This window comes from Protofrankia coriariae (assembly GCF_001017755.1).
GTDB lineage: Bacteria > Actinomycetota > Actinomycetes > Frankiales > Frankiaceae > Protofrankia > Protofrankia coriariae.
Genome location: NZ_JWIO01000003.1, coordinates 115,436 through 130,924, shown reverse-complemented (window position 1 = coordinate 130,924; position 15,489 = coordinate 115,436). Strand labels below are relative to the sequence as shown.

Annotated in this window: 10 protein-coding genes and 2 pseudogenes; 2 read left to right on the top strand and 10 right to left on the bottom strand. The window is 68.8% G+C overall.

The window, feature by feature from the left end; all coding sequences use genetic code 11:
- Positions 1-20 precede the first annotated feature (20 nt).
- The 8 genes and pseudogenes from rplD to FrCorBMG51_RS02880 all read right to left on the bottom strand — a co-directional run.
- Positions 21-752 (bottom strand): annotated as a pseudogene (rplD, locus tag FrCorBMG51_RS26120) (50S ribosomal protein L4); the annotation flags it as partial.
- Entirely contained in the window at positions 749-1,483 is a 735-nt protein-coding gene (rplC, locus tag FrCorBMG51_RS02910; protein WP_047221567.1) for a 50S ribosomal protein L3, read from the bottom strand. The gene rplC and the pseudogene rplD, both read right to left, overlap by 4 nt.
- 16 nt (positions 1,484-1,499) lie before the next feature.
- Positions 1,500-1,808, bottom strand: coding sequence for a 30S ribosomal protein S10 (gene rpsJ, locus FrCorBMG51_RS02905; RefSeq protein WP_013875113.1), 309 nt, complete (start codon positions 1,806-1,808; stop codon positions 1,500-1,502).
- 187 nt (positions 1,809-1,995) lie between these two features.
- Positions 1,996-3,189, bottom strand: a complete 1,194-nt coding sequence (gene tuf, locus FrCorBMG51_RS02900) for an elongation factor Tu (RefSeq protein ID WP_013875114.1) — start codon at positions 3,187-3,189, stop codon at positions 1,996-1,998.
- Positions 3,190-3,362: 173 nt separating this feature from the next.
- Positions 3,363-5,459 (bottom strand): elongation factor G, encoded by a 2,097-nt coding sequence (gene fusA / locus FrCorBMG51_RS02895; RefSeq protein WP_047221566.1) that lies wholly within the window; start codon positions 5,457-5,459, stop codon positions 3,363-3,365.
- Positions 5,460-5,465: 6 nt separating this feature from the next.
- The gene (rpsG, locus tag FrCorBMG51_RS02890) at positions 5,466-5,936 is read right to left on the bottom strand and encodes a 30S ribosomal protein S7 (protein ID WP_047221565.1); all 471 of its coding nucleotides are present in this window, start codon (positions 5,934-5,936) and stop codon (positions 5,466-5,468) included.
- Positions 5,936-6,310 (bottom strand): 30S ribosomal protein S12, encoded by a 375-nt coding sequence (gene rpsL, locus FrCorBMG51_RS02885; RefSeq protein WP_047221564.1) that lies wholly within the window; start codon positions 6,308-6,310, stop codon positions 5,936-5,938. Before rpsL ends, rpsG begins: the two co-directional genes overlap by 1 nt.
- Positions 6,311-6,815: 505 nt before the next feature.
- Positions 6,816-7,865 carry an RsmB/NOP family class I SAM-dependent RNA methyltransferase gene (locus tag FrCorBMG51_RS02880; protein WP_047221563.1) on the bottom strand — a complete coding sequence of 350 codons (1,050 nt, stop codon included), beginning with the start codon at positions 7,863-7,865 and terminating at the stop codon, positions 6,816-6,818.
- A 452-nt stretch (positions 7,866-8,317) separates the two neighbouring features.
- On the opposite strand from FrCorBMG51_RS02880, the gene FrCorBMG51_RS02875 reads away from it, so the two are divergent.
- Both FrCorBMG51_RS02875 and FrCorBMG51_RS24595 read left to right on the top strand, forming a co-directional pair.
- A complete protein-coding gene (locus tag FrCorBMG51_RS02875; RefSeq protein ID WP_047221562.1) occupies positions 8,318-8,605 on the top strand; it encodes a hypothetical protein in 288 nt (95 codons plus the stop codon).
- A 32-nt stretch (positions 8,606-8,637) separates the two neighbouring features.
- Positions 8,638-10,647, top strand: a complete 2,010-nt coding sequence (locus tag FrCorBMG51_RS24595; protein ID WP_052914241.1) for an ABC transporter ATP-binding protein — start codon at positions 8,638-8,640, stop codon at positions 10,645-10,647.
- Positions 10,648-10,662: 15 nt separating this feature from the next.
- Here FrCorBMG51_RS24595 and FrCorBMG51_RS02865 read toward each other — a convergent pair whose 3' ends face one another.
- A complete protein-coding gene (locus FrCorBMG51_RS02865; RefSeq protein WP_047221684.1) occupies positions 10,663-11,292 on the bottom strand; it encodes a Uma2 family endonuclease in 630 nt (209 codons plus the stop codon).
- Between the two features lie 231 nt (positions 11,293-11,523).
- Positions 11,524-15,434, bottom strand: a pseudogene (locus tag FrCorBMG51_RS02860) (DNA-directed RNA polymerase subunit beta').
- Positions 15,435-15,489: the final 55 nt, after the last annotated feature.

Sequence of the window (15,489 nt, the reverse complement as noted above, 5' to 3'; positions counted from 1 at the left end):
CCGGCCGGTGCCGCCGGCTCGTCGGAAGCGGTCCGCGCACCACGGGAGATCGGCGCCAGCGCCCGCTCCACGAACGTGGCCAGAGCGTCGCGGGTGAACACCACGTCGTCGCTGACCAGCACGTCGTAGGTGTTGAGCTGGCCGGGGTCGAGCAGGTGCACGCTGGGGATGTTGCGCAGGCTCTTCCAGGTGAGCTCGTCGGCGTGGTCGACCACCACCAGCACCCGTCGGACGTCCGCGATCGTCCGCAGCGCGGTGAGCGCGGCCTTCGTCGACGGCGTGTCGCCGCTGACGAACGACGACACGATGTGCACCCGGTCGTTGCGCGCCCGGTCGGACAGGGCCCCGCGCAGCGCGGCGGCCTTCATCTTCTTCGGCGTCCGCTGGTCGTAGGAACGCGGCTTGGGGCCGTGCACGACGCCACCGCCGGTGAACTGCGGGGCGCGCAGCGAGCCCTGCCGGGCCCGGCCGGTGCCCTTCTGCCGGTACGGCTTGCGCCCACCGCCGCGGACCTCGCCGCGGGTGCGGGTGGAGTGGGTCCCCTGCCGGGCCGCGGCGAGCTGCGCCACCACCACCTGGTGGATGAGCGGCACGTTCAGGGCCACGTCGAAGATCTCACCCGGCAGGTCGACGCTGCCGGCCTCGCCACCGGCGGGGGCGTGGACGACGACCGTGCGGGTCTGTGGCGGCGCGCTCCGCTCGTCGTCGGCGGCCAGTGGCCGCCGGCGCGCCGACGCCGTCACTGCGCTCATGCCGATACCTCCTCGCTGGACGTCGCGACGTCACCGGTGGCGGATGCCGTGGCCGGCTCGGCGATGGGCTCGAAGTCCGCCGGTGCGGGCCGCTTGGCCGCGCTGCGGACGAGCACCAGACCGCCGTCCGGGCCGGGAACCGCGCCCTTGACCAGCAGGAAGCCGCGCTCGGTGTCGACGGCGTGGATGGTCAGGCCGGCGGTGGTGACCCGTTCGTGCCCCATCCGCCCGGCCATCCGCAGGCCCTTGAAGACGCGGCCGGGGGTGGCGCACCCGCCGACCGATCCGGGCGAGCGGTGCTTGCGCTCGACGCCGTGGCCGGCGCCGAGGCCCTTGAAGCCGTGCCGCTTCATCACACCGGCGAAGCCCTTGCCCTTGGATGTGCCGGTCACGTCCACGATGCTGCCCGCGGAGAAGATCTCGCCGGTCAGCTCCTGGCCGGGGCGGTAGTTGGTGGCGTCCGCGGTGCGCAGCTCCACCAGATGCCGCCGCGGCGGGACCCCGGCGCGCGCGAAGTGGCCGCGCAGCGGCTGGGTCACCCGGCGGGGGTCGATCTCGCCGTAGCCGAGCTGGACCGCCGAGTAGCCGTCCCGGTCGGATGTCCTGACCTGCGTCACCACGTTCGGCCCGGCTTTGATCACCGTGACCGGGATGACGCGGTTGTTCGCGTCCCATACCTGGGTCATCCCGAGCTTGGTGCCCAGGAGCCCCCTGTAGTTGCGATTGAGCATGACTGCGCCGGCCCCTTTAAAGCTTGATCTCGATGTCGACACCGGCGGGAAGGTCGAGGCGCATCAGCGAGTCGACCGTCTTCGGCGTCGGGTCAAGAATGTCGATCAGCCGCTTGTGCGTGCGCATCTCGAAGTGCTCGCGGCTGTCCTTGTACTTGTGCGGCGACCGGATCACGCAGTAGACGTTCTTCTCCGTCGGCAGCGGCACCGGTCCCGCGACCTGCGCACCAGTCCGCGTCACCGTCTCGACGATCTTGCGGGCCGAGCTGTCGATGATCTCGTGGTCGTAGGCCTTGAGCCGGATGCGGATCTTCTGTGCCGCCATGGTGGGCTTCGCCTGTCCTGTCTGTCTCGTCCGGCTGGCAGGCCCCGCAGGGTCCGTTCCTTGGCCGGAGCTGCCGCCGGATGTACCGCTTGTTGTCAGGTGCGTACACTGCGCAAGCGGCGGGCAATATGCNAAGCGGCGGGCCATATGCCCTGGATGGGGCATAGCGGGCCCGCCGCCGCAGCGACTACTTCAGGATCTTGGTGACGCGACCGGCACCGACGGTACGACCGCCCTCGCGGATGGCGAACCGCAGGCCTTCCTCCATGGCGATCGGCTGGATGAGCTCGACCGTCATCTCCGTGTTGTCACCCGGCATGACCATCTCGGTGCCCTCGGGGAGGGTCACCACGCCGGTCACGTCGGTGGTACGGAAGTAGAACTGCGGGCGGTAGTTGTTGAAGAACGGGGTGTGGCGGCCACCCTCATCCTTGCTAAGGATGTAGACCTGCGCCTCGAAGTTGGTGTGCGGGGTGATCGACTTCGGCTTGGTGACGACCTGGCCGCGCTCGACGTCCTCGCGCTTGACACCACGCAGGAGCAGGCCGACGTTGTCACCGGCGCGCCCCTCGTCGAGCAGCTTGCGGAACATCTCCACACCGGTGACGGTCGTCGTGGTGACCTCCGGCCGGATGCCGACGATCTCGACCACTTCGTTGACCTTGACGACACCGCGCTCCACGCGACCGGTGACGACGGTGCCACGACCGGTGATCGTGAAGACGTCCTCGATCGGCATCAGGAAGGGCTTGTCGATGTCGCGCTCCGGCTCCGGGATGGAGTCGTCGACGGCCTGCATGAGCTCGAGGAGCTTGGCTCCCCACTCCTTGTCACCCTCCAGCGCCTTGAGCGCCGAGACCCGGATCACCGGCACGTCGTCGCCGGGGAACTCGTACGAGCTCAGCAGCTCCCGGACCTCCAGCTCGACGAGCTCGAGGATCTCCTCGTCGTCGACCATGTCGGCCTTGTTCAGCGCCACGACGATGTAGGGCACGCCGACCTGGCGGGCGAGCAGCACGTGCTCCTTGGTCTGCGGCATCGGGCCGTCGGTCGCCGAGACGACGAGGATCGCGCCGTCCATCTGCGCCGCGCCGGTGATCATGTTCTTGATGTAGTCGGCGTGGCCGGGGCAGTCGACGTGAGCGTAGTGCCGGTTGTCGGTCTGGTACTCGACGTGGGCGATCGAGATCGTGATGCCGCGGGCCTTCTCCTCCGGCGCCTTGTCGATCTGGTCGAACGGCGTGAAGGGGTTCAGGTCCGGGTGCGCGTCGTGCAGGACCTTGGTGATGGCCGCGGTCAGCGTGGTCTTGCCGTGGTCGATGTGACCGATGGTCCCGATGTTGACATGCGGCTTGTTCCGCTCGAACTTCTGCTTCGCCACGGGTGTCCCTCCAAGGACGGGTGGTGTCGTGCCGTGCTGGTGGTCCTGGGACCGCCGGCGGCGCGAGAGAAGTGATCGCGCCGCCTGCCGGCCACTTGTAGCCTGCTAATGATCAATAGTGGTGCCGGATCCGCGAGCGGCCCCCGGACGGGGCCACCACGCCCGGCCACCGGTCACTCTCCGCGCGCCTTCGCGATGATCTCCTTCGCGACCCCCGCTGGAACCTCGGCGTAGGAGTCGAACTGCATCGAATAGACCGCCCGCCCCGAGGTCTTCGAGCGCAGGTCCCCGACGTAGCCGAACATCTCCGACAGCGGGACGATCGCCTTCACGATGCGCGCGCCGGACCGTTCGTCCATGGCCTGGATCTGCCCGCGCCGCGAGTTCAGGTCGCCGATCACGTCACCCATGTAGTCCTCGGGGGTGGTGACCTCGACCGCCATCATCGGTTCGAGCAGCACCGGGTCGGCCCGCCGCGCCGCCTCCTTGAACGCCATCGAGCCGGCGATCTTGAAAGCGAGCTCGGACGAGTCGACGTCGTGGTACTGGCCGTCGAGCAGGGTGACCTTCACGTCGACGAGGGGGTAGCCGGCGAGCACGCCGAACTCCATCGCCTCCTGGCAGCCGGCGTCGACCGAGGGGATGTACTCACGCGGGATACGGCCACCGGTGACCTTGTTCTCGAACTCGTAGCCGCCGCCGTCGCCGCCGGAGGGCTCGAGATCGATGATCACGCGTGCGTACTGCCCGGAGCCACCGGTCTGCTTCTTGTGCGTGTAGTCGACCTTCTCGACCTTGCGCCGGATGGTCTCCCGGTAGGCGACCTGCGGCTTGCCGACGTTGGCGGCGACACCGAACTCGCGGCGCATCCGGTCGACGAGCACGTCCAGGTGCAGCTCGCCCATGCCGGCGATGATCGTCTGGCCGGTCTCGTCGTCGGTGCGGACCTGGAAGGTCGGGTCCTCCTCGGCCAGCCGGCCGATGGCCGTGCCCAGCTTCTGCTGGTCGGCCTTGGTCTTCGGCTCGATCGCGACGCTGATGACCGGGGCCGGGAAGGTCATCGACTCCAGGATGACCGGGGCGTTCGGGTCGCACAGCGTGTCACCGGTCGTGGTGTTCTTCAGACCGACGACCGCGACGATCTGACCCGCGCCGACACCCTCGCGGTCCTCCCGGTGGTTGGCGTGCATCTGGAGGATGCGGCCGATGCGCTCCTTGCGGTCCTTGGTGGAGTTCAGCACCGGGGAGCCCGAGGTGAGCCGGCCGGAGTAGACCCGGATGTAGGTCAGCTTCCCGACGTAGGGATCCGTCATGATCTTGAAGGCGAGCGCGGCGAACGGCTCGCTCTCGTCCGGCTCGCGGGAGACCTCGGTGTCCTCACGGCCGATGGCGTGACCGACGGTGGCGCCGATGTCCAGCGGGCTCGGGAGGAAGTCGACGACGGCGTCGAGCATGGGCTGCACGCCCTTGTTCTTGAACGCCGACCCGCACAGCACCGGGTTGAGCGCTCCGGCCAGCGTGCCCCGGCGCAGCGCCGCCCGCAGCTGCTCCTCGGTCGGCTCCTCACCCTCGAGGTAGAGCTCCATCAGGATGTCGTCGTTCTCGGCGACGGTCTCGATGAGCTTGTCCCGCCACTCCTGCGCGGCCTCCAGGTGGTCACGCGGGATGTCGACGGTCTCGTAGGAGGCGCCCTTGTCCTCGGTGTGCCAGAGCAGGCCCTTCATCCGGATCAGATCGATGATGCCCTTGAAGTCGGCCTCGACGCCCCACGGCAGCTGGATGACGGCCGGGGTCGCGGCGAGCCGGTCGACCATCATCTCCACGCACCGGTGGAACTCCGCGCCGACCCGGTCCATCTTGTTGACGAACGCGATCCGCGGGACGTTGTAACGGTCGGCCTGGCGCCAGACGGTCTCGCTCTGGGGCTCCACACCGGCCACGGCGTCGAAGACGGCGACCGCACCGTCGAGCACCCGCAGCGACCGCTCCACCTCGACGGTGAAGTCGACGTGCCCCGGAGTGTCGATGATGTTGATGGTGTGGTCGCGCCAGGTACAGGTGGTGGCCGCGGAGGTGATGGTGATCCCCCGCTCCTGCTCCTGCTCCATCCAGTCCATCGTGGCGCCGCCGTCGTGGACTTCACCGATCTTGTAGTTGACGCCGGTGTAGAACAGGATCCGCTCGGTGGTCGTGGTCTTGCCCGCGTCGATGTGGGCCATGATCCCGATGTTGCGGGTCGCGGCCAGCGCGGCACGTACGTCAGCAGACATTGTCGGTTACCAGCGGTAGTGGGCGAAGGCCCTGTTGGACTCCGCCATCTTGTGGGTGTCCTCGCGCCGCTTCACGCTCGCGCCGAGACCGTTACTGGCGTCGATCAGCTCGTTCATGAGGCGCTCGGTCATGGTCTTCTCGCGGCGCTGCCGGGCGTAGCCGACCAGCCAGCGCAGCGCGAGGGTGGTGCTCCGGCTCGCGCGTACCTCGACCGGCACCTGGTAGGTGGCGCCACCGACCCGGCGGCTGCGCACCTCCAGCGTCGGCTTGACGTTGTCGAGAGCGCGCTTGAGCGTGACCACGGGGTCGTTGCCGGTCTTCTCCCGAGCGCCCTCGAGCGCCCCGTAGACGATCCGTTCGGCCAGCGACTTCTTACCGCTGAGCAGAACCTTGTTGACCAGCGCTGTCACCAGCGGTGAGCCGTAGACCGGATCGACGACGACGACGTGCTTGGGAGCCGGGCCCTTGCGTGGCATCAGGCCTTCTCCTTCTTTGCTCCGTACTTGCTGCGCGCCTGCTTGCGGTTGCGGACACCCTGCGTGTCCAGCGTCCCGCGAACGATCTTGTAGCGGACGCCCGGAAGGTCCTTCACCCGGCCGCCGCGAACCAGGACGATCGAGTGCTCCTGCAGGTTGTGCCCCACCCCCGGGATATAGGCGGTGACCTCTATCCCGCTGTGGAGCCGGACCCGGGCAACCTTGCGCAGCGCCGAGTTCGGCTTCTTGGGCGTGGTCGTGTAGACGCGGGTGCACACGCCACGACGCTGCGGGCTCCCCTTGAGCGCCGGGGTCTTGGTCTTCTCGACCTTGTCCTGCCGGCCCTTGCGGACCAACTGCTGGATCGTCGGCAACGCCGCTCCCGTTCCTGTTCCGTTCCTGCCGGTACCTGCCGTCATCTCGTCTGTGCCCGGCCCACGCTGTCCGACCCACGCGGTCGGGCGTGTCGCGACCCCTGAGAACAGCCCGACAACCGGGACGGTCTGCCATGGGAGTACGCCCGCCCGCCTTGGTGAAGGCCGGGCCACCCCTGACACCACAGGCCCGGCAGGACGGGCCACAGTGTCACGGAATGGCCATGGGATGGCGCAGGACACAGGTCAACCTTGCAACGCACAGCGCCGCAGAAAGCGAGACTACAGACCCGCCGACGGCTGTGTCGAATCGGGGTACCCCACGTGCCACTGGTAGCCGTCTCCCCCGCACCGGCGGGGCAGGCAGGGCCGCCGGAACCCGCGGCGCCAGTGGGAAGCGCGCGCGCCTCCCGGCGCCGACGACGTCACAGTGATGGAATGTTGTGATAACAGAGTGTTTCCAGGGTGGCGGCGTTGCGAGGAAGGCCCGGCCAGCCCGGCAGCTTCAGCCCGGCAGCTTCCGCAGCTTGCAGACGAAGAAGCCCTCGAACGCCGGGCCCGGCAGGATGCGCCGGGCGTCGGCGAGCGCCGGATGGAAGGTCTCGGTCCGCCAGTGGCGCAGGCCCGGCCGCCACGCGTCCGGCGCGAAGCCGTCGATGTCGACCTCGATCGGGCACACCTCGACGGGATGGTGACGCAGCAGGTAGCTCAGCGGCGCCTCGTTCTCCTCCGGGCCGAACGTGCAGGTGGAGTACACCAGGACGCCGCCGGGACGCAGCAGCCGGCAGGCCGCCACCAGCATCTTGCGCTGCAGCCAGCCATAGTCGATCACCCGCTGCTCGGTCCAGTACCGCAGCGCCGCGGACGACCGCAGGTCGACCAGGCCCTCACCGCTGCACTGGGCGTCCAGCAGCACCCGGTCGAAACGCTCCGTTATGAACTTGTCGGCATACTGCGCCGGGTGACAGCTCGTCTCGGCCAGGCGGACGTGGAACTGCCGGGTGACCGCGCGCAGTTTCTCCAGCCGGGGCGCGATGCCGTCGTTGGCCCACAGGCGCGCCTCGTTACCGACCAGCGCCGCGATGTGCGCCGTCTTGCCGCCCGGCGCCGCGCACAGATCGATGATCGACTCATCCGGCGCGGGCGCGAGAGCCAGCGCCGGCACCAGGCTGGAGATGTTCTGGATGTAGGCGTGACCGCCGCCGAACACCTCCGAGCGCGACAGCACCCGCTTGTCGCCGCGCAGGAGATAGCCGTCGGGACACCAGTCGAGCGGGTCGAGGGTGAGCCCGAGATCCGCGATGGCGTGGTGGATCGCCGCCACGCCCAGTGGTGAGAGCCGGTTGACCCGGACGCCGGGGCGGCGGTCCAGGCAGAGGCGGTCGACCACCTCGGACTCGGCGAGCTGAAGGATCTCGGACAGCCGCCGTACGAACAGCGCCCGCTTCCGGTTCACCCAGCCCCCCGCCACATCCTGCTCGCGCCGCCACCACGGGTACGCCAGCCCGGCGACACCGCGGCCCGGCAACACCGCCGCCGCCGCCAAAATACCCACCGCGCACCACCATCGTGGCCGGGCCCCGCCCAGCCGCCGCACACCCGACCGCGGCGTGCGTACCCCGGCCGTCCGATTGCCGACCGCGGCGGTGTACCGCGGCCGACGAACCGCTTTCCCGGGCCGGTGCCACCGGCCCGGACCCGCTCCGCCGGCACCCCCGTCACCTGCGAAAACACCGCGGACCGTCCGGTCGTCAAAAGAATCCGTCGGCACGTCACAACGTTTGTCGTAGCGCACATGTCGCGTTCGAGACCAAATACTCGGGTACCACGAAAGCTGTGAGCCGAGTCATGATGTTGGATCCTTGCCCGGTAATCGGCGTCCCGATAACTTCGGTTTTGCTACCGTCCCGTCCGGCCGACCTCGATGGAGGACAAATGTCTACTCACTTCCCCCTCCCCGGCCACGCGGAAATTAGTCCGTCAAGCACCATCGGGCTGGTTATAGAGGTGTCCGACGATGTCGAGATATCCGTTTTCCGCAGCACCGAGGAAATTCCCAGAAAAACGCTTCCGAAATTGCCGGACGCCCGCGCCGAGCAGCGGGACGAAGACCACGGCAGCCAGTCCGTGACCGCCCGCCCCGGCCTGGGCACAGCCGTCGAAGCGACCCCCGAGGCCACTGTCGAAGCGACTCCCGACGCCGCTCCCACCACCATCCCCCACGCGATCGCCGGTCCGGAAACGGCCGTCGACAGCGCGGTGGACGCATCCAGCACCGCGCACCGCGACGACTGACCTCCGGACCGGCACCAGGCAGGCGGCTCACAATGACGACATCTCGCCGGTCGTCCACCGGGACCAACAGGTGGATCGGGCAGCCGACCCACCAACAGACCTCGGCGGGGACGACATTCCCGAAGACCACCGCCGGTGTGTCCTGGCTCTACGGGCGCCTGTTCGCCTGGCTCACCGGAAATCCCGCGGCCGCCCGCGTCGAATATTTCATCCGGGACCAGAACAGGGCAGCCGCCATGCACGCCGCGCTTTCCCTGCTGGGCGTGTCGACCCTGGTGGCCGCGCCGTTCGCGATTCGGAACCTGATCGACGGCTGGCTGCTGCGACTGCGGACGAACGGCATACTCCTGCCGGTCCTCCTCATCCTCGGCGCCTTTGTGCTCAGCGCCGTGGTGTCGACCCTGCGATACATACTGGTCGGCTATTTCAGTGAGAAACTCGCGTTGCGGATCCGGCGTGACCTCTACCAGCACGCGATCGCGCTGCCGTTCCCCCACATCGCCCGGGCCCGGCACGGCGATGTCATCACCCTGTTCACCATCGACACCGCCAGGGTGCGCACCGCCGCCGCCTTCTGTCTGCCGGCCATCGCGACCATGGCGGTCGAACTCGTCGTGGCCGGGGTGGTCGCCTACCTGCTCCAGTGGCGTCTCGCGTTCGCCGTGGCCGCGATCGGCGTGGTCCCGCTCGTCCTGCTGCGCCTGGTGCGCGGACGCGTCCGGGCCATCTCCAGGGTGGAAAGCGAACGGCTCAGCCGGCTGGCCGATCATCTCATCGAGCTGACCGGGCCGGCGGGAGCGCTGCACCTGCGCGCCTTCCGCGCGCAGCACACCGGTCAGGAGGAGTTCGACCGGCTGGGCGCGGCCATTTCGACGGCCGCCCGCACCCGCGTGCAGGTCTTCGCCCGCCTGCAGCTCATCGCCGCGGCCAGTTCGGTGCTGGCGACCATGACCGTGATCGGGTTCGGGGTGTGGCTCACCCTGAACCAGACGATGACGGTTGGCACCTTCGTGGCCTTTCTCAGCGTGCTCCTGCTGGCGTTCCGTTCCATTGCCGGCTTCGCCGACCTGCGTACCCAGCTTTTCGACGGCGAGGCCTCCCTCGTCCGCATCCTGGATTTTCTCGACATCCCGCTGGGGACGACGCCTGCCGGCGACCGCAGCAATGTCAGGCCACTGACCACGGCCGACCGGCCGCATCCGCCCGCGGGCGCCACGCCACCGGCGGGCCCGGTGGCTTCCGGCCCCGAGGACGCCCAGCGTCCGCCGGCCCATGGCGATCTCGTCCTGGAGAACGTCTCCTACTCCTACGCGCCTGACGTGCCCGCTCCCAGGTGGGCGCTGCGCTGCGTCGACATCGCCGTGGGCCGCGGCGAGATGGTGGCCGTCGTCGGGTTCAGCGGCGCCGGGAAGACCACGCTGTGCCATCTCGCCAGCGGCCTGCTCACCCCCACCAGTGGGCGTGTCCTGCTCGGCGGCTGCGACGCCGGCGGGCTCTCCCCCGCCGCGGCCCGGGCTGCGGTCGGTCTGGTGTCGCAGGAGCCGTTCGTCCAGCGTCGTAGCGTCGCGGAGAACCTCCGCTTCGGGAATCCGGCCGCGACGACCGACGAACTGTGGGCCGCTCTGGAGGCGACCGGGCTGGTCACGCTCGTGCGTTCGCTGCCGGAGGGGATTCACACCCCGCTGGGGCACAACGGCCACCAGATCTCCGGCGGGGAACGGCAACGGCTGTCCATCGCCCGCGTACTGGTCCAGAACCCGCGGACCGTCGTCCTCGACGAGGCCACGTCGAACCTCGACACCCTGACCGAGGAGCTGTTGCGCGCCTCCCTGGAACGTCTGCTCGCCGAGAGAAGCTGTCTCGTCGTGGCCCACCGGGCGACGATGACCGTCGCTGCCGACCGCATCTACGTGCTGGAGAACGGCACGGTGATGGAGGCCGGGCCACACGACCGACTCGTCCGCAGCGGCGGTATCTACGCCCGGCTGGCCCGCGGCCCGGCCGAGCGGGCTCTGCGAAAGAGCAGGAACGGCGGCCGGTAAGGGCACCGCCGGTGGTCAGAAGAGCAGGTCGTCCCAGTCGATGGTGATCGGGATCGGGTTGGTGACCTCAGGCGCTCCGCCGGCCTCGTCCTTCATGAACGTGCCCAGGTGCTTGTAGAGCAGGGTTGCCCGGTCGAGCGCGTAGCGTTCGATGCTCGTGACGCCGTCGTTGTCGAGCCGGGCGATCCAGTAGTGCGCGATGCCGGCCCTGGCGTATTCACCGAGCTTGTCGGTGGTGTCCTGGGTCTCTGAACCCGGCGACACGATCTCGATGACGAGCAGGGCGTGCTCCGCGCGGAGACGTTCGCCGGCCGCGCGGTCGAGACAGCGGTAGAGGATCACATCCGGGCTGCGGTTGAGCAGCGGGATGTCACGCAGCCGGAGATCGACGTCATTGTTGACGGTCAGGCATCCGTGGCCGCGGGCCATCGCGCGCCGTGCATGCCGTTCCAGCAGGTTGGCGAGGCGACGGCCGGCGGTCTGATGATCCGGAGTCGGCGCCTCACAGAAGACGACGTAGCCGTCGACGATCTCGATCGCCCTGGCGATCTCCTCAGGCAGCGCCTCGTACTCCGCGGCGGTCACCCGCGCGGGCTGCGGTTGGATACGGAGCAGCCAGCTGTCCTCCGGCAGTGCCGTCGTCATCGCCGTCTCCTCCTCGGCATCGTGCCGATGCGGTGTTCCCTGGTGCATGCCGGCAGATCTACCCGGCACTGTCCAGCGTAGTGCCGTACCAGGCAACGTCTGCCCTGTTGACCGATGGCCAGGCGCGAGGCCAGATCCACACAGCAAGGCGGCCCGGGTGAACGTCCGACAGGGACGCCCACCCGGGCCGCCTGGGGCACTTGCGTGGCAGGAACTACCGGGTAGCGAGAACTACCGGTAGTCGCCGCCGGTGCTGCGGTAGTCGAAGTCGTCCAACGGGACGGCCTGGCCGCTGCCGGTGCCGAACGCGCCGTACTCCACGGTCGCGCCCTCGTCGTAGCCGCTGACCGAGTACACCGACGCCCGTGCCTCCTCGGTCGGCTCGACCCGGATGTTGCGGTACCGCGAGATGCCGGTACCCGCCGGGATGAGCTTGCCGATGATGACGTTCTCCTTCAGGCCGACCAGTGAGTCCGACCGGGCGTTGATCGCGGCGTCGGTGAGCACCCGGGTCGTCTCCTGGAAGGAGGCCGCCGACAGCCACGACTCGGTCGCCAGGGACGCCTTGGTGATCCCCATCAGGACCGGACGGGCCGAAGCCGGCTGGCCGCCGGTCTCGACCACCCGACGGTTCTCCTCCTCGAACCGGGCCCGCTCGACCAGTTCGCCCGGCAGGAGCGTGGTCTCCCCCGACTCCAGCACGTTCACCCGCTTGAGCATCTGCCGGATGATGATCTCGATGTGCTTGTCGTGGATCGACACGCCCTGCGAGCGGTACACCTCCTGCACCTGGTCGACCAGGTGGAGCTGCACCTGACGCGGGCCGAGGATGCGCAGCACCTCGTGCGGGTCGACCGCGCCGTCGACGATCTTCTGACCGACTGCGATGCGCTGGCCCTCCTCGACCTTCAGCCGCGACCGGCGGGAGACCGGGTAGGAGATCTCCTCGCTGCCGTCGTCGGGGATGACCACGACCTTGACGGTCTTCTCGGTCTCCTCGATGCGCACCCGCCCGGAGACCTCGCTGATCGGGGCCTTGCCCTTGGGGGAACGAGCCTCGAACAGCTCCACGACACGGGGCAGACCCTGGGTGATGTCGTCGCCGGCGACGCCACCGCTGTGGAAGGTACGCATCGTCAGCTGGGTGCCGGGCTCACCGATGGACTGGGCGGCGACGATACCGACGGCCTCGCCGACGTCCACGAGCTTGCCCGTGGCCAGCGACCGGCCGTAGCACTGTGCGCAGACACCCATCCGGGCCGCGCAGGTGAGGGCGGAACGCACCTTCACCGACTCGATCCCGGCATCGATGATCTTGCTGATGACCACGTCGCCGAGGTCGGTGCCGGCCGGTACCACCACGTCACCGGCGGCGTTCGCCGCGTCCGAGGCGAGCGTGCGCGCGTAGGCCGCGGTCTCGGCGTAACGGTCGCGGACGAGCACGCCGTCCGCTCCCTTGCGCGCGATGCGGGTGGCGATGCCGCGCTCGGTGCCGCAGTCGTCCTCACGGACGATGACGTCCTGGCTGACGTCGACCAGACGCCGGGTGAGGTACCCGGAGTCCGCGGTCCGCAGCGCCGTGTCGGCCAGACCCTTGCGGGCGCCGTGCGTGGAGATGAAGTACTCCACCACGCTCAGCCCCTCGCGGAAGTTCGCCTTGATCGGACGCGGGATGATCTCGCCCTTGGGGTTGGCGACCAGTCCGCGCATCCCGGCGAGCTGCCGGATCTGCATCATGTTTCCGGCGGCCCCGGAGTTGACCAGCACAGCGACCGGGTTGGTCTCCGGGAAGTTGGCCTCCATGGCCTCGGCGACCTTGTTCGTCGCCTCGTTCCAGATCTGGACCAGCTCGGCGCGGCGCTCGTCGTCGGAGAGGAAGCCGCGGTCGAACTGCTTCTGTACCCGTTCGGCCCGCTGCTCGTACTCGTCGAGGATCTGCGCCTTGTTCGGCGGCGCGACAACGTCCTCGATCGCGACGGTCACCCCCGAGCGGGTGGCCCAGTAGAAGCCGGCGCTCTTCAGCGCGTCCAGCGTCGCGGCCACCTGGATCTTCGGGTAGCGCTCCGCCAGGTCGTTGACGATCGCGGCCTGGGCCTTCTTGTTCATCAGGTAGTTCAGGAACGGGTAGCCCTCGGGGAGCGCCTGGTTGAGCAGGCAGCGACCGAAGGTGGTCTCCAGGGTGAACGGGTCGCCGCTGGCCCAGCCCGGCGGCGGGGTCCAGTCCAGCGGCGGCGTGGTGTCGCGCAGCCGGACTTTGATCTTCGCCTGTAGCTCGATCTCCCGGGCGTCGAAGGCCATCTGCGCCTCGGCCACGCTGGAGAACGCCCGCCCCTCGCCGCGGGCGCCCACGGCCAGCCGACTGAGGTGGAACACCCCGGTCACCATGTCCAGGCTCGGCATGGCCAGCGGACGCCCGGACGCCGGCGAGAGGATGTTGTTGCTCGACAGCATCAGGATGCGGGCCTCGGCCTGCGCCTCCGCGGACAGCGGCAGGTGCACGGCCATCTGGTCCCCGTCGAAGTCCGCGTTGAACGCGGTGCAGACCAGCGGGTGGATCTGGATGGCCTTGCCCTCGACGAGCTGCGGCTCGAACGCCTGGATACCCAGCCGGTGCAGGGTCGGCGCGCGGTTGAGCAGCACGGGGTGCTCGGTGATGACCTCTTCGAGCACGTCCCAGACGACCGGGCGGGCCCGCTCCACCATGCGCTTGGCCGACTTGATGTTCTGCGCGTGGTTGAGGTCGACCAGCCGCTTCATCACGAACGGCTTGAACAGCTCGAGTGCCATCTGCTTGGGCAGACCGCACTGGTGCAGCTTGAGCTGCGGGCCGACGACGATGACCGAACGGCCGGAGTAGTCGACGCGCTTGCCCAGCAGGTTCTGGCGGAACCGGCCCTGCTTGCCCTTGAGCATGTCCGACAGCGACTTCAGCGGACGGTTGCCCGGCCCGGNCCGTTCTTGTAGATCGCGTGCTGGTCGGCGGTCTCCAGCGCCTCGGCGAAGCGGAAGGCGATCTCCTGCAGCATCCGCTTCTCGTTGTTGACGATGATCTCGGGCGCACCGAGGTCGAGCAGCCTCTTGAGCCGGTTGTTCCGGTTGATCACCCGGCGGTAGAGGTCGTTGAGGTCGGACGTGGCGAACCGGCCACCGTCGAGCTGCACCATCGGGCGCAGGTCCGGCGGGATCACCGGGACGCAGTCGAGCACCATCCCGTTCGGGGAGTTGCGGGTGTTGAGGAAGGCCGAGACGACCTTGAGACGCTTCAGCGCCCGGGCCTTCTTCTGTCCCTTGCCGCTGCGGATGGTCTCCCGCAGCGACTCGGCCTCCGCCGCCAGGTCGAAGTCGACGAGCCGGCGCTGCAGGGCCTCGGCCCCCATGCCGCCCTCGAAGTACTGGCCGAAGCGGTCCCGCAGCTCGCGGTAGAGCAGCTCGTCCGGCTCGAGGTCCTGGACCTTCAGGCTCTTGAAACGGTCGAACACCCGGTCCAGATCGTCGATCTTCCGCTGCGCGCGGTCGCGGATCTGGCGCATCTCGCGCTCGGCCGCCTCCCGCACCTTGCGCCGGACGTCACCCTTGGCACCCTCGGCCTCCAGCTGGGCGAGGTCGGCTTCCAGCTTCTTCTGCCGGGTCTCGACGTCGGCGTTCTTCTTGTCCTCGAGGTGCTGCTTCTCGACGGAGATCCGGGCTTCGAGGGTGGGCAGGTCGCGGTGGCGCGCGTCCGTGTCCACACTTGTGATCATGTAGGCGGCGAAGTAGATAACCTTCTCAAGGTCCTTCGGCGCCAGGTCGAGCAGGTAGCCGAGCCGGCTCGGGACACCCTTGAAGTACCAGATGTGGGTGACCGGCGCGGCCAGCTCGATGTGGCCCATCCGTTCCCGACGCACCTTGGCGCGGGTGACCTCGACACCGCAGCGCTCGCAGATGATGCCCTTGAAACGAACGCGCTTGTACTTACCGCAGTAGCATTCCCAGTCCCGGGTCGGACCGAAGATCTTCTCGCAGAAGAGCCCGTCCTTCTCCGGCTTGAGGGTACGGTAGTTGATCGTTTCCGGCTTCTTGACCTCGCCGTGTGACCACTGGCGGATGTCGTCCGCCGTGGCGAGGCCGATGCGCAGCTCGTCGAAGAAGTTGACGTCGAGCACGTGTCTTCTCTCTCTGCCGTCTGGCTGCCCGCTGTCGCCGGCAGGTGTTCGTGCG

Coding starts and splice junctions, on each gene's coding strand:
- fusA (WP_047221566.1), bottom strand. CDS start 5,459: ATGTCTGCTGACGTACGTGCCGCGCTGGCCGCGACCCGCAACATCGGG.
- rpsJ (WP_013875113.1), bottom strand. CDS start 1,808: ATGGCGGCACAGAAGATCCGCATCCGGCTCAAGGCCTACGACCACGAG.
- FrCorBMG51_RS02865 (WP_047221684.1), bottom strand. CDS start 11,292: ATGACGACGGCACTGCCGGAGGACAGCTGGCTGCTCCGTATCCAACCG.
- rpsG (WP_047221565.1), bottom strand. CDS start 5,936: ATGCCACGCAAGGGCCCGGCTCCCAAGCACGTCGTCGTCGTCGATCCG.
- FrCorBMG51_RS24595 (WP_052914241.1), top strand. CDS start 8,638: ATGACGACATCTCGCCGGTCGTCCACCGGGACCAACAGGTGGATCGGG.
- rplC (WP_047221567.1), bottom strand. CDS start 1,483: ATGCTCAATCGCAACTACAGGGGGCTCCTGGGCACCAAGCTCGGGATG.